This is a genomic window from Haloarchaeobius pelagicus (assembly GCF_051207375.1).
Classification (GTDB): domain Archaea; phylum Halobacteriota; class Halobacteria; order Halobacteriales; family Natrialbaceae; genus Haloarchaeobius.
Genome location: NZ_JBPJZD010000003.1, coordinates 155,027 through 171,719 on the forward strand (window position 1 = coordinate 155,027; position 16,693 = coordinate 171,719).

Annotated in this window: 15 protein-coding genes; 6 read left to right on the forward strand and 9 right to left on the reverse strand. The window is 66.4% G+C overall.

The features are described 5' to 3' along the window. The first annotated feature begins 59 nt into the window (after positions 1–59). Entirely contained in the window at positions 60–878 is an 819-nt protein-coding gene (locus tag ACSC1S_RS18955) for a DUF8054 domain-containing protein (RefSeq protein WP_435365660.1), read from the forward strand. A gap of 13 nt (positions 879–891) precedes the next feature. Here the strand turns inward: ACSC1S_RS18955 and ACSC1S_RS18960 are convergent, their stop codons facing one another. The 3 genes from ACSC1S_RS18960 to ACSC1S_RS18970 form a co-directional block, all read right to left on the reverse strand. Next, the gene (locus ACSC1S_RS18960) at positions 892–1,299 is read right to left on the reverse strand and encodes a hypothetical protein (RefSeq protein WP_435365661.1); all 408 of its coding nucleotides are present in this window, start codon (positions 1,297–1,299) and stop codon (positions 892–894) included. 135 nt (positions 1,300–1,434) lie between these two features. After that, positions 1,435–1,884 carry a universal stress protein gene (locus tag ACSC1S_RS18965; protein WP_435365662.1) on the reverse strand — a complete coding sequence of 150 codons (450 nt, stop codon included), beginning with the start codon at positions 1,882–1,884 and terminating at the stop codon, positions 1,435–1,437. A 96-nt stretch (positions 1,885–1,980) separates the two neighbouring features. Next, the gene (locus ACSC1S_RS18970; protein ID WP_435365663.1) at positions 1,981–2,625 is read right to left on the reverse strand and encodes a DsbA family oxidoreductase; all 645 of its coding nucleotides are present in this window, start codon (positions 2,623–2,625) and stop codon (positions 1,981–1,983) included. Positions 2,626–2,753: 128 nt separating this feature from the next. Here ACSC1S_RS18970 and ACSC1S_RS18975 point away from each other — a divergent pair, with 128 nt between their 5' ends. After that, the gene (locus ACSC1S_RS18975; protein WP_435365664.1) at positions 2,754–3,107 is read left to right on the forward strand and encodes a hypothetical protein; all 354 of its coding nucleotides are present in this window, start codon (positions 2,754–2,756) and stop codon (positions 3,105–3,107) included. A 9-nt stretch (positions 3,108–3,116) separates the two neighbouring features. Here ACSC1S_RS18975 and ACSC1S_RS18980 read toward each other — a convergent pair whose 3' ends face one another. From ACSC1S_RS18980 to ACSC1S_RS18990, 3 genes are all read right to left on the reverse strand, one after another. Beyond that, a complete protein-coding gene (locus ACSC1S_RS18980; protein ID WP_261652639.1) occupies positions 3,117–3,728 on the reverse strand; it encodes a translation initiation factor IF-2 subunit beta in 612 nt (203 codons plus the stop codon). 85 nt (positions 3,729–3,813) lie between these two features. Beyond that, positions 3,814–4,287, reverse strand: a complete 474-nt coding sequence (locus ACSC1S_RS18985; protein WP_435365665.1) for a pyridoxamine 5'-phosphate oxidase family protein — start codon at positions 4,285–4,287, stop codon at positions 3,814–3,816. Positions 4,288–4,569: 282 nt separating this feature from the next. Further along, the gene (locus ACSC1S_RS18990; RefSeq protein WP_435365666.1) at positions 4,570–6,699 is read right to left on the reverse strand and encodes a histidine kinase N-terminal 7TM domain-containing protein; all 2,130 of its coding nucleotides are present in this window, start codon (positions 6,697–6,699) and stop codon (positions 4,570–4,572) included. 488 nt (positions 6,700–7,187) lie between these two features. On the opposite strand from ACSC1S_RS18990, the gene ACSC1S_RS18995 reads away from it, so the two are divergent. Further along, entirely contained in the window at positions 7,188–8,795 is a 1,608-nt protein-coding gene (locus tag ACSC1S_RS18995) for a lipopolysaccharide biosynthesis protein (RefSeq protein WP_435365667.1), read from the forward strand. 18 nt (positions 8,796–8,813) lie between these two features. Here ACSC1S_RS18995 and fdhF read toward each other — a convergent pair whose 3' ends face one another. After that, a complete protein-coding gene (gene fdhF / locus ACSC1S_RS19000; protein WP_435365668.1) occupies positions 8,814–12,140 on the reverse strand; it encodes a formate dehydrogenase subunit alpha in 3,327 nt (1,108 codons plus the stop codon). Next, positions 12,137–13,660: an NADH-ubiquinone oxidoreductase-F iron-sulfur binding region domain-containing protein gene (locus ACSC1S_RS19005; RefSeq protein WP_435365669.1), complete on the reverse strand. Its 1,524-nt coding sequence runs from the start codon at positions 13,658–13,660 to the stop codon at positions 12,137–12,139. Before ACSC1S_RS19005 ends, fdhF begins: the two co-directional genes overlap by 4 nt. Positions 13,661–13,752: 92 nt before the next feature. Here ACSC1S_RS19005 and ACSC1S_RS19010 point away from each other — a divergent pair, with 92 nt between their 5' ends. The 3 genes from ACSC1S_RS19010 (at position 13,753) to ACSC1S_RS19020 (ending at position 16,051) form a co-directional block, all read left to right on the forward strand. Then, complete coding sequence (locus tag ACSC1S_RS19010; protein WP_435365670.1) at positions 13,753–14,217, forward strand: nucleoside deaminase; 465 nt, start codon at positions 13,753–13,755, stop codon at positions 14,215–14,217. Between the two features lie 79 nt (positions 14,218–14,296). Then, positions 14,297–14,482, forward strand: coding sequence for an HVO_2922 family protein (locus tag ACSC1S_RS19015; protein WP_435320682.1), 186 nt, complete (start codon positions 14,297–14,299; stop codon positions 14,480–14,482). 210 nt (positions 14,483–14,692) lie between these two features. Next, complete coding sequence (locus ACSC1S_RS19020) at positions 14,693–16,051, forward strand: calcium:cation antiporter family protein (protein ID WP_435365671.1); 1,359 nt, start codon at positions 14,693–14,695, stop codon at positions 16,049–16,051. 180 nt (positions 16,052–16,231) lie between these two features. Here the strand turns inward: ACSC1S_RS19020 and ACSC1S_RS19025 are convergent, their stop codons facing one another. Further along, positions 16,232–16,681, reverse strand: coding sequence for a universal stress protein (locus ACSC1S_RS19025; RefSeq protein ID WP_435365672.1), 450 nt, complete (start codon positions 16,679–16,681; stop codon positions 16,232–16,234). Between the last annotated feature and the right edge of the window lie 12 nt (positions 16,682–16,693).

The window sequence follows — 16,693 nt, forward strand, 5'->3', positions numbered from 1 at the left end:
TGCGTTGTGCGCTGTCGCGGACGACAGACCTTTGTCGTGCGCCACGTGACCATCTGGCGATGAGTACACTGGACCGGTTCCGGAACCCTGCGTACACCGGCGAGCAGCGGTGCTGGCCCTGTACGGTCGTCAACGTGGTCCTCGTCGGGGTCGTGGTCGCTGGCGTCGCGTTGCTAGACTACCCGGTCGTCGCGGCGGCTGTCGGCCTCGTCGGCCTGCTCGTTATCTGGGCCCAGGGCTACGTCGTTCCCTACACGCCCCGATTCGCGCCGCGACTTGTCGCAGCGCTCCCCTTGCCGGGCGACCCGTTCCACGCCGACGGCGGGACGGCGGCCCCCGCCGAGGATGGGTCGCTCGGGAGCGACGAGATCGACGGTGAGGCGGTCCTGACGCGGCTGGTGGAGGTCGGTGTCATCGTCCCCGAGGGCGAGGACCTCATGCTCTCCGAGGAGTTCCACGAGAGATGGCACGACGCGATGGACGAGCATCAGGACGACTCGGCCGAGGAACTGGCCGCCGTCGTTCGCGACCTCCTGCCCGACGCGTCGGTGTCGGTCGAAGGCGGGGCTCGTGGTCCCTACGTCGTGGTCTCGGCTGGTGGCACCGCGAGCCTCTCCGACGCCTGGCTCACGCGGCCGGTCGCCATCGCGGAGGTCGCAGCCGTCGAAGCGCTCGCCGACACGGGGCTCGACGAGCAGACCCGGCTGGCGGCCGCGGAACCACTCCGGACGTTCCTCGACGTGTGTCCGGACTGCGGTGGTGCCGTAGAAGTCACGACCACGGTCGAGTGCTGTGGGGGCAGCGCCGGGGCGACCGACCCCGACGAGGTACTGGCCTGTACCGAGTGCGATACGCGCCTGTTCACGTTCCCCGGGTAGGTCGATTCGGCGGTCAGGCACCGAGTGGCCCGCCCGCTGCTTCTGCAGAATCCCAGATGACGTTCGCCCGGTACACCGTCTCCTCGAACACCGCGGGCGTGCTGGTTCGACCCTCCATGGTTTCCAGGAACGCCTCCTCGCGGCCGGTGTGTGTCACGATTCGGTCGGCGACGTCTCGGAGCCCCTCGACATCGTCACGGCTACAGCCCGTCACGCGTTCGTTCACGGCCTGCCTGAGGACTGATCGCTCTCGGTCGGAGAGCGACTTGGAATCGAAGTTCAGCATTCGAGCGGTATCCACGTCGGTTGCCGAGCGTAGTTCGACTGCCAGTGCAACCCCGCGACAGTCGTCCGAGGCGAGGCACCCGGCGGAGACTGTCCCGAGCGAGACGACCGTTGCGAGGAGGGCCCGACGGTTCACACCGTCAGGTAGTCAATAATCTGGTAAGTGTCTTCTGGAGGAGGGGACCCGGGCCCGTGGCTCTCACGGGCCAGCCGCGTCTCGGACAACTGGTCGTCGTCCATGCGTACCGAGAAGGTCGGGGAAGCTGTCGATTCAATCCGCCCGCACGAACGTCACCGGACACGGCGCGTTCAGCATGACCTCCTGGGCGGTGGACCCGAAGACGGCCTTCCCGGTCGGGGAGCGCTTGCGGCCACCGACGACGACCAGTTCCGCGTCTTCCGCCTCCGCGAGCCCGACGATCTCGTGCCCGTACTCGCCGACGGCACCGCGAATCTCGTAGTCGATACCGGCCTCCGTAAGGAGTGCTTCGACCTCCCGGACCGGGCTGTACTTCGCGGCGACGTCGTCGGGGGTGACCTCGGCGTCCTTGGATATCGAGAGCTTCGCTTTCACCTCGTCGTACTCCTCCCACGTGAACACGTGGCCGAGGATGACGGTGGCGTCGCTGGGTGCGGCGATGTCGACGACGGTCTCGGTTATCTCTTCGATGCGTTCCTCGTCCCCCTGTCCGAGGGCGAGCAGTACGGTGTCGAATGCCATTGTATCGAGTCTCGCACCGCTCTGAGTTAACTGCTTGGGATAATTTACTCGGTGTGTTGTGAATATTTGTGTGGGTCTCGGGGGCCGCTCGCAGGGCTACTGTCCGCTGGTCCCTTCGACGAGCCGCTCGAGTTGTTCGGGCGGGACAGCACCACGTGCGGCGTAGTCATCGTACGCAAACGTCGGGACGCCGGTGATGCCAGCACGCTGGGCGTTCTCGAACTCCTCGTGGAGCTCGGCGCGAAGCGTCTCGTCCTCGAGCGCCGACGCGATCTCGTCGCCGTCGATTCCGGCCGCCTCGGCCAGTTCGACCAGGACCTCCTCGTCACCGATGTCGCGACCCTCTTGCCAGAGGGCCTCGAAGATGGCCACGTCGAAGTCGAGCCACTGGTCGTTCGGGTAGTGCTGTTTCACGTAGTAGGAGGCGACCTGGGCGTCGAGGGAGTCGACGTCGCGAGAGAGGTCGAGTTCCATCTCGACGTCGTATCGTTCCTGGAGTCGACGAACGCCCTGTTTCGCCTGCTCGTAGTACTCCTCGTCCTTGCCGTCGTCGACCGACGTGTCGATGGTGCCGTCCGGCCGACGCTTCTGCGACCGCAGGTCGAACGGCCGCCAGTCGATTTCGAGTGGTTCGTCCCGTGTCTCCTGGTAGCGCTTCAGCGACTCGCGTCCGAGGAAGCAGAACGGACAGACGTAGTCGGAGTAGACGGTGATACGCTCGTCGTTGGCAGCGTTGCTCATACGGGAACCCTTCGGGCCTGCATGGATAAATAAACGAGTCGCCTGTGGCGGTGTCGTGCACGAGCGAACACCCCTGGGACGCGGAGGATTCTCGTGCATTCATCTGTCGTGGTGTCGTAGAAAGGAGCATGGACACGGACGCCCCGTTCCCGGACCCACCGGTCGACCTCCCCGATGACGTGGTCGACGCGCTCCAGGCCCACGCCGACGAGCCCCACGTCGTCAGGGAGACCGTCCTCTACGCCCAGGAGCTACTGAACCGGTTGCACGAGCCCTCGCTCGACATCGAACCGCGGGGCGACGAGGAGATCCTGCGCGTCACCGAGCGACCGGGATACACGGAGGTCGTCAAGCGGAACCACCCGGATTCGCCCGACGCGTACCTGTATATCGTCACCAGGGAACCCCACCCGAGGGGAGAGGACCACCTCAGGTGGAAGGTCATCGGGCGGGTCGACGTCGACGAGATGGAAGAAGAATAGGTCGCGAACTCAGGCGAGACGCGCGAAGCCGAGGTTGCCGGAGATGTTCTCGATGAGGACCGTCACGGTCTGGCCCTCCTTCGCGCCGGGCACGAAGATGGTGTAGTTGCCGCGCTCGGCGACACCGTCGCCCTTGCGGCCCGTGCCGGTGATCTTGACCTGGTAGGTCCGTCCCTCTTCGAGTTCGGGCTGGCGCTTGTTCTTGCCCTTGCTGGAGTTCTTCGAGACGGGCTGGAAGGCACCACACGCCTCACAGCGGAGCATGTCGATGCCGTCCTCGCGGACGAGGCGGGTGTCCGGAAGGCCACACTCGCCACAGGTGACGTACTCGGCGACGTAGCTGTCGATGGCCGCGGTGAAGTCCGCGATGGTGAACGACCCGTTGTAGCGGGCCTGCTGGCCGTCGAACTGGCCGTTGGTACCGAGTTCGCGCTGGATGCTGCGGTGCATGTGCTCGGCGTCGCGCGAGACCGCGTCCGCGATCGCGTTGAGATTTGTCAGGCGTGTGAACGCCCCGTCCGTCTCGCCCGCGGGGTCGGGAATCTTGAGGCGCTCGCCTGCTTCCTGGGGTCGGTCCGGGAGATCCGAGAACGCTCTGTCGAGGAGAGAGTCGTATTCCATGGGCGTAAGAAGTCGCGGGAACGTTTAGATGTTGGGAAGCGCGTCCGACGGGACCGGGGTGGTCCGGGTTCGCGGTCGATGCGACTCAGCGCTCGAACCCCGGCGGCAACCCGGTGTGCTTGAGGCCGGACCAGTCGGTCACTTCGAACTGGTAGATGTCGATGCCGAGGTCGCCACTCGTGATGGCGCGCTGGAACATCTCGGGCCGCCAGGCCGATTTCATCACGTCACCGAGGGCGGTCCACTCTGCCTCCGGGACCTGGCTGAGTTTGCCCGTGAGCTGGACGCTCTCCCAGTTGAACGGTGAGTTCGTCTGATAGACCAGGAACTTGGCCGTCGTCGTCTTCTCTGTCAGTGCTCGCTTCTGGCTGTCCTTCCCGAGCAGGTAGGTGAAGTAGAGGTTCGTGTCACCGTCGTACCCGTAGGACATCGGGACGAGATAGGGCGCGTCGTCGGCCGGGAGGCCGAGGATACCCATCCCCTCGCTGTTCAGGAAGTCGCGGATCTCGTCGTCCCCCATGGCGACCATCCCGAAGTCGCTGAGTTCGTCGATAGTCATACCACCTAGAAGGTAGGTCCGCATTCACATAAGGAAAGCCACGATTTTCGAACCGGGGGAATCAGCGGTCGATGCGTCTGTCGCCGTGTGATGCACCCGTCGAGGCCCCTGAAAAGCGTGATTCTGGTTCCTCGACTTCAGCGAACTCGACCGTGACCACCGAACCCATCATACACACAGTACTCTCTAACAGTCGATATTGGTCGGGCCGAACGCTCCGACCCAAGCATCCACAACCGCGAGCTGGTATCGGGTGAACCGGTTCGCCCCGGCCCCGTGAACTCACCGCGGTTCGAGGGTGTCCGTCTCCGTGTCGGCTGCCGACTCCACGTACTCGGTCAGTATCTTGCCCTGGGCTTTCCGGAGGTGGCTGTGGAAGGTCGAGGGGGCGATGTCCATCGCCTCGGCGACCTCCTCGGCCGTGCTGTCCCGCGGCCACTCGAAGTACCCGGCGTTGTAGGCGGCCGCGACGGCTTCCTCCTGTCGCCCGGTGAGGTCCGCCTCGAACTGGGTCGTCGTCGGCTCCGTGGCGGGCGACCGCTCCTGTTTGGCCAGGAGCGTTACCGTCCCCACGGCCTCCGAGAGCGCATCGGTCAGTGCCCGGACGTCGTTCCCGCTGCCGGTCTCGACGACGAGTTCGAGCGTCCCGTTCGCGGCGGTCGCTTCGTGGACGTTCGCACCCCGTGCCATCACGATTGGCAATGGGGAGCCGCCGTGGAGGCGTAACTCCAGCGTGTTGCGGTTCGGGACCTGCCGGATCTCGTCGACCTCGGTCGCGTCCTCGAGTGCAGCCACGACCGATGCCACGTCCGCCTCGTCGACGGTGACGTAGAGCAGCAGGTCGTCGAGCGCGACCGGGACCGTACCATTGACCGTCAGCCGACAGTCACAGTCGGCGCTCACGCGGGCGAGCACCGACGACGATGCGGGGAACTGGTAGGTGAGTTCGACGACGGTGTCCGCCAGGAGGGTCTGGCGGGTCTCGATCGCGTTCAGCGCCATGCCGATGCTCTGTGCCAGCTCTTCGAGCGTCGCGAGTTCGCGGTCGCCGAAGGCGTCCTCCCGTTCGGTCTCGACGACCAGCGTCCCGTACGTGGTTGTCCCGAACGGGAGCGGGAGTCGCGCGGCGGCGACCGGGCCCTCGTCGCCGGCGTCGGTCGTCACCGACGGCTCTTCGGGGCGGTCTTCCGCCGGGCGGTCCGCGTCGACGTACGCATCGGTGTACCAGTCACTCGTCGCGAGTCGGCTCGTCGCCCCGTCGAGGAGGTCATCTGCGGTCCGGGCGCTCACGAGTATCTGGAGGACGCCACGAATCGCGGTGTTGATCGCGTCGAGTTCGAGTAGTTCCGCGCGCTGGGAGGCCAGTTCTGTCTGGCGACGTTCGAGTTCCCGGAGGTTACGCTCTCGCTCCGTGACGTCGTGGAGGGTGTAGGCAACCCCTACCGGACGCTCCCCGGCGTCTTCGACGGTTGCCGCCGCGACCTCGAACTCGCGGTCACCGATGGTCTGCAGCGACTGTTCGGCCCCGGGCTCCGGGACCGTCGGCAGGAAGTCGTCGATGGAGTTGCCGACGATGCCAGTCGGCCGAGTGAACACCGTCTCCGCCTCGTCGTTGGCGGTGACGACCGCGCCGTCACGGTCGGTGATGATGACGGCGTCGTGGATGTTCGAGAGGACCGAGTACCGGCCGAGCTGGAGGACGGCAGGCGAGCGTTCGAACAGGTCCTCTCCGGAGATGGCGGCCGCGAACGCCAACCCGGTGATGCTGAACGCGTAGGGGGTCATGTCGAACCCACGGAACGGTGCGTACCCGAGGACGGAGAGGAGGTTGGCGACGAGGGGGGCGGCCACGCCGACGAAAACCAGGGCCGTCGGCACCGAGAACAGGTCACCGGTGCGGCGAATCGCGAACAACAGGAGGAACGTTCCGCCGCCGACGAGGAGGTAGGTGTAAAGCAGGTGGACCCAGTACCAGGGGCCGACATCCTGCTCGGCGATGGTGAGCGAGTAGACGACGTTGTAGTCGGTGTTTATCCAGATGAGTGGGTGCCACGGGCTCGTCCACACCAGCAGCAGCGTCACACCAGGGATGATGAGCAGTCCTGCGAGGATGGACGGGTTGGCGAGTTCGTCGAACCCCGTGTACTCCGCGAAGAAGAGCAGGACGAAAACCGGGGCGAAGGCGATGCCGAACCACTGGAACTGCTCCCAGAAGAAGCGAAGCTGGGGAGCGTTGGTGAGGAGGCCCACCGCGTAGCCACCGCTCCAGACCCCCGTCGACACCATCATTCCCACGAACGGTTTCGCCGCGGGTCGCTCCTTGACGCGCCACCCGACGACCGCGAGCCACCCCGAGAGGAGCATCGAGACGCCGAGCAGGACGACGTGCAGGGCTGGTACCACCCCGACCATAGTTGTCACCACGAAAGAAGCCGAGTGTAATTATTGTACCGATGATACGAACGGTCGTCGGCGACGCTTGCGGTCTCGGCGATTCGGACGCGGGAGAATCAGGGTCCGGACGGTAGCACGCGCACGGATACCACAGGCGCTAGAACTACTTCGCCTCTGTATCTATGCCGGAACAGACCCTACGATGATGTGGGGGAGAGCGAGAACGTGTTGGGGGAGGGCGGACCGCAAGCAGGCGGTAGAGGGGAGTCCGGACACGGTCAGCACCGACGAACTGACTCGGCTGGGGGGCCGAGACGAACCAGAGATCGACAGTGTCCACTCGCACTCGGCGTGCTGCTACTGGGGGGTGGCCAGTCCGCCGGATAGCTCGTGGGAGCGTCGGTACGACATCGACTGTCTGTTCTTCGACGGCGGCTCACGACGACCAGAAATCCACGCGTTTTAGCGTCACCAGAGTCTCACCGACTGCGTGGTGAGCACTACTCGTGGCTCCGGCAGCTGACCAGTCGATTGCAGCTGATGCCGGACGGGATGAGACAGCCACAGACGGTCCCGAGAGCGCTGCTGCCGGGGATGCTCCGGACGCGGACGAGGCGGTCGAGGCCCGGCTCGCGGACGCGCTGGAGCGGGTCGCGCATGGCGCGACGGTCTCCATCCCGAGTATCCTGCTCGAACGCGGTCTCTCGGTCGCGTTCACTGCGGTTCTCACGAACGGGTTCTCGGCGAACGCGTACGGGTTGTTCGCCCTCGCGAGACGCCTCCAACGGTTCCTGTTGCACGTCGCGCTGGGGTTCCGGAGCGGGCTGAGCCGTTTCCTCCCGAACGCGGAGTCTTCCGAGGAACGCGACGCCCTCGTCACGTTCGCGAGCGTTCTGCTGTTCGCGGTCGCGTCGGTGTTCGGGGTCGTCCTGTACGTCACGGCCCCGACGATTGCAGACCTGACAGGCAGGGGCGCCGACTTCCGGGGCCTTCTGCGACTGTTCGCGCTTGGCCTCCCGGCGACAGTCTGGCTGTTCACCGTCAGCGAGGCGCTTCGGGGGCTGGAGGAGGTCGTCCCGCTCAACCTCACGCTTCGAATCGGCTTCCCCGTCGGACAGCTCCTCGTGGCGGTGGCGGGGGTGGTCGTCTTCGACGACCTCGCAGTCGTCGCGGTCGGCGTCGTCGGCGTGATGGCGCTCACGGGAACCACGGCCGCGGCCTGGCTGGTCACGGAACGCGGACTCCGGTTCAGACTCCGAAGCCCCGGCGAGGAGGTGCTCTGGCGACGGTATCTCTCGTACACGCTGCCCCTGTTCGTGGGTGGCATCGCGACGACCATCCAGCGGCTCGGGTTCTACCCGCTCATCGTGGTCTTCCTCTCGAACGTCGCGGGGGGCGTCTTCGCCATCGGTGTCCTCCTCGGGTCGCTCGTCCGGCTGCCCCTGATGGGTATCAACCAGTTCATCCCGCCGGTCGCGGCCGCCCTGAACGAAGACGGCCACCGCGAGTCGCTCTCGCGACTGTACCACGTCACGAGCCGGCTGGTCCTGGTGGCGGTGACCGGGCTCTCGGTTCCCGTCATCGTCTACCGCGAGTCCGTCCTCGCACTGTTCGGGCCGACGTACGTCCAGTACGCGCCGCTCCTCCCGTGGTTCGTTCTCGCGCAGTTCGGGGCCTGTGCAGCCGGGAGCGTGGGTATCCTGCTCGCGATGACGGACAACCAGCGAGCCCTGCTCGCGGTTAACGTGTTCATAACCGCGTTCCTGACAGTCACGGCGATCCCCCTCACCAGCGCCTACGGCCTTGAGGGTCTCGTCGCGAGCTACTTCCTGATGCTGACGATCAACAACGGGCTGGAAGTCGCGGTACTCTACCGACTCGAAGGCCTGCAACCGTTCACGACACTGCACGCGAAACCGCTCGTCGCGGCGGTCCCGTTCGTCGCCGTGGCAGTCGTCGCCGGGGCGACGCTCCCTGGCTGGACCGGGCCGGTTCTCGGAACCGTCCTCGGCTTCGCGGTGTACGGGCTCGTCCTCGGGCGACTGGGTTTCACGGCGGTCGAACGACGGCTCGCGGAGACGTTGGCGGAGCGATACCGGATTCTCGGCTGGTGACCGACCGAGTTCGGTCGTTTACCGTTTTCCGGCGTCCGGGGTCCGGAGCACCGCTTCGTCTGTCTCCGGGCCGAGCGGTTCGACGCGGACGCTCGACACCTTGTACTCGGGGATGCCCGCCTGCGGGTCGAAGGACTCCTGGGTGAGCTTGTTGACCGCCCCGGCGGCGAAGTGCATCGGGATGAACAGCGTGCCCGGACCGACCCGGTCGGTGACCTGCACCTTGACGACGATGTCGCCCCGCCGCGACTCCACCCGGACGTACTCCTCGTCCGCGATACCGAGTTCGGCCGCGGTGTCGGGATGGACCTCGACGAAGCTCTCGCCGACGTGGCTCATGAGTCCCTCGACGCGGCGGGTCAGCTGGCCGGTGTGCCAGTGGTACAGCACCCGCCCCGTGGTGAGTGTGAGCGGGAACTCCTCGTCCGTCTCCTCGCCGGGGCGCTGGACGTCCGCGGGGACGAAGCGGGCCTTGCCGTCGTCGAAATTGAACTCGCCGTCCTCGTAGTCGTAGAGGTACGGGGTGCCGGGGTGGTCCGTGTCCCAGCACGGCCACTGCAAGCCGTGCTGGTCGCCCTCCTCGAGACGCTCGTAGGTAACGCCGCCGTAGATGGGGACGAGACCGTTGATTTCGGCCATCACCGCACGCGGATGGTCGTAGTCCCAGTCGTACCCGAGACGCCTCGCCAGCGCCTGCGTTATCTCCCAGTCCTGGCGGGCCTTCCCCGGCGGCTCGGCCACGGGCCGAACCCGCTGGATGCGGCGCTCGGTGTTGGTGAACGTCCCGTGCTTCTCCGGCGACGTCGCGGCCGGGAGGATAACGTCGGCGTACTCCGCGGTCTCGGTGAGGAAGATGTCCTGCACGACGAGGAACTCGAGCTCATCCAGCGCCTCGGCAGCGTGCTGGATGTCCGGTTCGGAGAGCGCGGGGTTCTCGCCGACGATGTACATCCCACGGAGGTTCCCCTCGTGGATCTCGTCGAACATCTGCGGGACTTTCAGGCCCGGTTCGTCCGGCGGACGCTCACCCCACGAGTCTTCGAACTTGTCAAGCACGGCTGGGTCCGCGAGGTCCTGGTACCCCGGCAGGCAGTTCGGGAGCGTGCCCATGTCGCCACCGCCACCCTGGACGTTGTTCTGCCCGCGGAACGGTGAGAGCCCGGCACCCCGCTTGCCGACCTGCCCGAGCGCCAGTGCGAGGTCGGCCAGCGCGATGACGTTCTGGGTGCCGTGGCTGGACTGGGTCATCCCCATCGCCCAGCCGAAGACGACGGTGTCGGCGGCCGCCAGCGTCTCGGCCGCGCTGGCGAGGTCCGCCGGTGGCACCTCGGTCAGTTCCTCGACCTTCTCGGGGGTGAAGGGCTCGACCTTCTCGACGACTGCCTCGAAGTTCCGGGTGTTGCGCTCGATGAACTCGGTGTCGTGCAGGTCGTGTTCGACGATGTAGCGGATGAGACCGTTGATCCAGGCCGTGTCGTACCCCGGCTTCACCCGGGTGAACTGGTCGGCGTGCTCGGCGATACCGATCTTCCGCGGGTCGAACACCACGAGGTCGGCACCGTCGCGGACGTTCTGTTTGATTCGCGTCGCCAGCACCGGATGGGATTCGGTCGTGTTCGACCCCGTCAGGAGGTAGGCGTCCGCCTCGCCCACGTCCTCGTTGATGCGGTTGCTCATCGCGCCGAAGCCGACGGTCTGCTGGAGCGCCGCGACCGTCGAGGCGTGACAGAGCCGGGCGCAGTTGTCGATATTCTTGGTGCCCAGCACCTGCCGGGCGAACTTCTGGACGAGGTACGCTTCCTCGTTGCTCCCCTTCGAGGAGGCGAGACAGGACACGGTGTCGACACCGTGTTCGCGCTGGATGGCCGACAGGCGCTCGGCGACGTAATCCAGCGCCTCGTCCCACGACACCGGTTCGAGGTCGCCCTCGTCGGTCCGCCGCAAGGGTTGCGTGAGACGCTTCTTGCTGTTGGCGAACTCGTGCCCGAATTTCCCCTTCACGCAGGTCGAGAAGTCGTTCGCGGGGGCGTTCGTGGGCTCCGTGACCGGGTCGACGCCGAGGACCTCATCGTCCTTGCCGAGCATCTCGAACCGACAGCCGACGGAACAGAACCCGCAGGTCGTCTCTGCAGTGTCGATGCTGCGCTTTCGAACGTCGCTCAGGCGCTTAGAGACGTCGAACAGCATCCCCTCGGGCACGAGTTCCGCAGCGACCGTCTCGGCGGTGTGCTCCCCGGCCTGGAGTGCCCGCTCGGCAGCCGCCGAGATGAGGCCCTGTGCCTGGGTTCGCGCCTTCTGAACGCGCCCGGCCAGTCCGCGCATTTCCGGCCCCTCGTCACTGGTGTCGTCGTCCGAGCGCCGGAACGACCGGTTCGGAGCCGTCGTCTCGTCTAACGTCTCGACGTCCTCGTGTTCGAGGACCCGACCGACCGAGGTCCGCTGGTTGAACCCCGGAATCGGAAGCGCAGTCGCGGAGCCGATGCCCTTCTCGGTGAGCGACCCCGTCGGGCAGACGGTCGCACAGTGGCCACAGGAGACGCACTCCGAGTCGGCCATCGTCTCCGCGTCGCTCTGGAAGCCGATGTGGGTGTCCGACCCACTGCCCTCCATCCGGAGGACTCCCTCGACCTGCACGTCGTTACAGGCGTCGACACAGCGGTTGCAGAGGATGCACTTGTTGCGGTCTATCTGGATGAACGAGGAGGTGTCATCGATGGGTTCGTACTGGTCGCGTTCGTCGAAGACACCGTAGCGCGGGTGGTCCACGTCCTGTTCGATGGCAGTTTCCTGGAGTTCACAGCGCCCGTTCCCGTTGCAGGTCGTGCACCGCAGGTTGTGGTTCGAGAGGACGAGGTCGAGGTTGACCGACCGGGCTTCGGCGGCATCGGGGGCGTCGACCGAGACGGTCAGTCCGTCCTCGGCCGGGAACGAACACGACGGCACCAGCCCGTGTTCTCTCGTCTCGACCATGCAGGTCCGGCACTCGCTCCGGGGACCGATTTCGTCGCTGGCGTCGCCATCCCGGTCGTAGTAACACAGGGCCGCCACGTCTGAATCGGTGGCCAGTCCGGTCCCACCGTCGTCGAGGCCACCACAGCCGCCGGAGACGGTCACGGTGTCGTCGTCCACGCGCTCCAGTGCGTCGATGATGGTCGACCCGGCTGGGACCGTCACCGTCTCGCCGTCGACCGTGAGCGTCGTCGGCTCCTCGCCCGGCGTCCCGACGGGTGGGTCGTTCGCGGTACCGGTGTCGAACGTCTCCGTCACGGGCGTCTCGTGCCCGGGATTCGCCACGTCGGGGACGCGGGGGACTGGGTCGTCGTCGGGTGAATCGTGCGTACTCATTGTCTGAAGGTACAGCTTCCAGCTGGACAGCGGCCCTCGGCGTGGGCCCGGAACGCCGCGCCGAACTCGTCCATCGCAGTGATTGCGGGCCGGGGTGCCTGTCGGCCGATCTGGCAGTTCGCGGACCGACGCATCACGCGCCCGAGCTCGCGGATCGTCTCCGGGTCGAAGCGCCCCTCGTACACCCCGCGAAGCAGGTCGGTGAGCTGGGTCGTTCCCTCCCGGCCCGGCACACACCGACCGCTGTTCTCCTCGGCCGCGAACCGCGCCCTGTCGCAGGCCGTGGCGACGACGCAGGTTGCTTCGGCCAGGAACTCGACGACGCCGTCGGTGCCGAGCGAGGCGGACGCGAGTGCCTGTGACGTCGGGGCGACGGAGAGGTCCCTGGTGAACCCACCGAGTACCCCGCCGACGCAGGCGAATCCGAACCCCGCGGTCGGTTCGACGGCGTCGCGAACCGTCTCGAGACTCCCGCCCGGCGGGAGTTCGACGGTCGCGGGCGCGGCCACGTCGCCACACACCGTCACCAGCCGCGACCCAGGGTCGGCGGCGTCCGGGTCGAACGCGGTCGGTTCGAGCAGGGCACGACGGACCTGTGCGACAGTCCGCGGTGTGTGTATCACGGTCGGTCGCCCGTGGAGTCCGTACTCCGAGGGAGGGGGCGGCTGAAGCCGCGGTTCGAGGCGATCTGCGCCCTCCATCGCCTCGAGTGCGGTCGTCGGCGCGCCGGCCCGGTACTCGTCCGGGCCGACGACGACCTCCGGGACGATGGACAGGTCGTCGGCGCTGGCATCGAGCGCCTCGTGCAGCCGGGTCCGGAGGTGCTCGTCCGCCTCGGTGAGGTAGACGACCAGGTCGCTGGCGTCGACGTACCTGGCGACGGCGACTGCCCCGTCGATGACCGCGAGCGGCGTACTTTCGAGCAGTGTCCGGTCGGCTCGCGGCCGATGGTCGACCTCGTGTGCGTTGACGACGATGACCGGGTCACCGTCGGCTTCCCGTGCCTGTTCCCACGCGGCAGCCACCGGGGCGTCCGCGGTCGCGTCACCCCGGCCACGGCCGAGGAGACCGATGTCCAGTACGTCGCCGGCGTCCTGGCTCGTCGAGACGAACTCATAATCGTGGGGTGCAACAGGGTCGACCCACCCGCACGGGCCGAGTAGCTCGCGCCGGCCGACGGCGAGGGGTCCGTCCGCTGGGAGAGGGAGTGTCTCCGGCGTCTCGCCATGGTCGACGACGAAGTCGCTGCCGTCGACCGGGAGTGTCCCCTCGTCGAGCAGGGCAACTGCCTCGCGAACGACCGGGCCCGTCCCGGCTGTGAAGACCGCGGTTCGCCCGTCGAGGGTTGCCAGCACGAGTGGTTCGATTCTCTCGATTCCGGTCGGGCCGGTCGCTATCACGGGGGCGGACTGGGCGGTCTCGCTCGCAGCGCCGAGCAGTGCCGACCGCTGGCTGTCCGTGAGACTGGCAGCGATACGGAGGGCTGTGGACTCCCCCACGACGCCCGGGCTGTGTGTCATCTGTTAGCAAATTGGGCCAGTGGGTGAAAAATACCGGCCCTCTCGGGCACCGATTCCCTAGATTGATGCCATCGCTCCGGGTCTGCCCAGACATGCCCACTTCGAGCTTCGACGACTTCGACCACGAGGCGCATATGGCGGAGGCTATCGGACTGGCCAGAGACGCGGTCGAGCGCGGGGACCGCCCGTTCGGGTCGGTCCTCGTTCGCGACGACGAGGTGGTGATGCGCGAGTCGAACCGGGTGCTCACGGAAGACGACATCCGGCGACATCCCGAACTGCACCTCGCCCAGCGCGCCTGCCGCGAACTCTCCCCGACCCAGCGCGCCGAGACGGTCATGTACACGAGCACGGAGCCGTGCCCGATGTGCTCGGGTGGGATGGCGTACGCCGGGTTCGGCCGCGTCGTCTACAGCGTCAGTAGCGAGGACCTCGCGGAGTACACCGCCGATGCTCCGGCGGTCCGGTCGGCCGATGTGCTCGATGGCGTCACCGAGGTCGTCGGTCCGGTGCTGAACGAGGAGGGCTGTCAGCTCCACGAGCAGTTCGACTGGTGACCGGTCCGACTTCTCACCAGTGCTGCGAGGCGGTAACGTCGACGGAACAGCTAACTATCCAACAGGTGAACCCGAACGTATGCCTGCGAAACCAGTCTTCGAACTGTACCGGGATAGCGCCTCGGAGTGGCGCTGGCGACTCGTCGCGACCAACGGGAACATCATCGCCGACAGCGGTGAAGGCTACTCCTCGAAACAGGGAGCGAAGCGCGGTATCGAGAGCGTCAAGCGGAGCGTGCCGAAGGCCGAGATTCGAGAGGAGTGAGTCGATTAGTCGCACCGACTCCATAGGGAACGAGGCTCGATATCGCCGAAAATGCCGTATTCGGGGCGTAGAGGGCTTCTGAGAGACGAATCCGCGAAAGACTGCTGAATCGAGGTTTCTCGCGGGAGAACGCTTCTACCCCTCGAAAACAGCTGTTTCAGGTACATCTTGTGGTTTTTCAGACACACCCTCGTCGTTCCAGATGAACTAATGCAGGGTTCTGATAGGGTGTCTTCTCACCTGAACTGGAAAGTACTGTTCGCGCTCGTCGTGGCGACCGCGTTGACACTGCCGTGGCTCGGTGGCTGGGCGTTCGGCGCGATGCACGGACTGTCGACGCTCGCGACGGTTGGAATCAGCGGTATCGGCATCCTCGGTGCGTCCTTCCTCCTCACCTGGGGTGCCGAGACCGCCGAGAAGGACGTCCCTCGGGCGTTCGCTATCGCCGTCCTCGCGGTGCTCGCGGTCGCTCCCGAGTACGCGGTCGACGCGCTGTACGCGTGGAACGCCGGGCAGTTCGCCGGGACCGAGCGGGGCATCGAGGCGGGGAACCTCGCGGTCGCCAACATGACCGGCGCGAACCGCATCCTCATCGGCGTCGGCTGGGCCGGTATCGCCCTGTTCACGATACTGCGAGCCGGCGCTGCCACGGATACCGCGGTCGAGAAGCGCGATGGCTTCCTCGCGGACGTGGTGACGATCGACCGCGACATCACGGTCGAGGTCGCGTTCTTGCTCGCCGCAACCGTCTGGGCGTTCGCGGTCCCGCTCGGCGGCGGTATCGACATCCTCGACGTGGTGATGCTCGTCGGACTCTACGTCCTGTACCTCGCGGTCATCCTTCGCGGGGACGCCGACGAGGGTGACGAGGAGCACGTCGGGGTGCCCGCCGCACTCCAGGAGATTCCGAACCCGTTCCGGGCTCTCACCGTCATCGGTCTCTTCGCCTTTTCGGGGCTGATAATCTTCACCGCGGTCGAGCCGTTCGCACACGGGCTCGAGGGGCTCGGGACCTCGCTGGGCATCCCGTCGTTCTTCATGATCCAGTGGATCGCACCGCTCGCCTCGGAGTCCCCGGAGCTGGTCGTCGTCGCCGTCCTCGTGATGAAGTCACGGTCGACGGCAGGGTTCAATGCACTCGTCTCCTCGAAGTTGAACCAGTGGACGCTCCTCATCGGGACGCTCGCCATCGTCCACTCGGTCGCCCTGGGTGAGTACGGGGCGCTCATGTTCGACCAGAAGCAGTCCGCCGAGATCTGGCTGACCGCGGCGCAGTCGCTGTTCGCGCTCTCGCTCGTCGTGAACTTCGAGTTCTCCATCCGTGAGGCCGTCGCGCTGTTCGTCCTGTTCGTCAGCCAGGTGGCGGCCGAGTACCTCATCATCCGGGACCTCGTCGCCCTCCCGGTGACGAGCTACGAACTGCTGCTGGCGTTCACGGGAGTCTACGCCGTCCTCGCGACGCTGCTGTTCGTCTCCCGGCGGGACGCGTTCGTGCGGCTCCTGAGTGACGCGCGCGAGACGGTATTGGGTGCAGTCTCTCCGGAGGCACAACCCCAGAGCGCTGACTGACCGCTGACGGTCGACGGACCGGTGTGGCCCAGCCGAGATCCCGTTGGATTCATCGGCCCGGGCCACGCTAGTCGGCTTCCTCGCCGCCGGGCTCGTGTTCGCGGTCATGTTCTGGTTACTCGACGCACGGGCGGTGTTCGCCCCCGCCCAGCGTGCCTTGCACGAACGGGCTGTGCAGATTCACCGGACGACGGTGACCGGAACCGTCGCCCGTTCGACGATCTGCTTCGCGACGCTTCCGAGCATCAGGTCGGTTCGCCCGGAACGTCCCCGGTGGCCGACGAATATCGCGTCGAAGTTCGCGGTCTCCGCGAAGTCGGTTATCGCTTCGACCGGATCGCCGTAGACCAGCTCCGTCTCGATGCTTGCACCGAGTTCTTCGGCCAGCTGGGTCGCCCTGGAGAGGTACTGTTGCCCGCGGTCTTCTGCGGCCTCGATCCGCTCGATGATGAGCCGCCGGTTGGCGTCCGACAGCGTCGAGATGGGTTCCTTTCCACCGGTGTCGTAGACTGCAGGGTTCACGGCGTGTACGACCGTAATCGACCCGTCCATCGCGGTACCGATCTCTGCCGCGTAGGTGAGTGCGTTCTCCGCCGCGTCGGAACCGTCCATGGCAACGAGGAATCTCATGGAAGAACTTCG

Bases quoted from the DNA above. Each gene is read 5' to 3' on its own strand.
- ACSC1S_RS18955 (WP_435365660.1), top strand. From the start codon at position 60: ATGAGTACACTGGACCGGTTCCGGAACCCTGCGTACACCGGCGAGCAG.
- ACSC1S_RS18965 (WP_435365662.1), bottom strand. From the start codon at position 1,884: ATGGCATTCGACACCGTACTGCTCGCCCTCGGACAGGGGGACGAGGAA.
- ACSC1S_RS18970 (WP_435365663.1), bottom strand. From the start codon at position 2,625: ATGAGCAACGCTGCCAACGACGAGCGTATCACCGTCTACTCCGACTAC.
- ACSC1S_RS18975 (WP_435365664.1), top strand. From the start codon at position 2,754: ATGGACACGGACGCCCCGTTCCCGGACCCACCGGTCGACCTCCCCGAT.
- ACSC1S_RS18980 (WP_261652639.1), bottom strand. From the start codon at position 3,728: ATGGAATACGACTCTCTCCTCGACAGAGCGTTCTCGGATCTCCCGGAC.
- ACSC1S_RS18985 (WP_435365665.1), bottom strand. From the start codon at position 4,287: ATGACTATCGACGAACTCAGCGACTTCGGGATGGTCGCCATGGGGGAC.
- ACSC1S_RS18990 (WP_435365666.1), bottom strand. From the start codon at position 6,699: ATGGTCGGGGTGGTACCAGCCCTGCACGTCGTCCTGCTCGGCGTCTCG.
- fdhF (WP_435365668.1), bottom strand. From the start codon at position 12,140: ATGAGTACGCACGATTCACCCGACGACGACCCAGTCCCCCGCGTCCCC.
- ACSC1S_RS19005 (WP_435365669.1), bottom strand. From the start codon at position 13,660: ATGACACACAGCCCGGGCGTCGTGGGGGAGTCCACAGCCCTCCGTATC.
- ACSC1S_RS19010 (WP_435365670.1), top strand. From the start codon at position 13,753: ATGCCCACTTCGAGCTTCGACGACTTCGACCACGAGGCGCATATGGCG.
- ACSC1S_RS19015 (WP_435320682.1), top strand. From the start codon at position 14,297: ATGCCTGCGAAACCAGTCTTCGAACTGTACCGGGATAGCGCCTCGGAG.
- ACSC1S_RS19020 (WP_435365671.1), top strand. From the start codon at position 14,693: ATGCAGGGTTCTGATAGGGTGTCTTCTCACCTGAACTGGAAAGTACTG.
- ACSC1S_RS19025 (WP_435365672.1), bottom strand. From the start codon at position 16,681: ATGAGATTCCTCGTTGCCATGGACGGTTCCGACGCGGCGGAGAACGCA.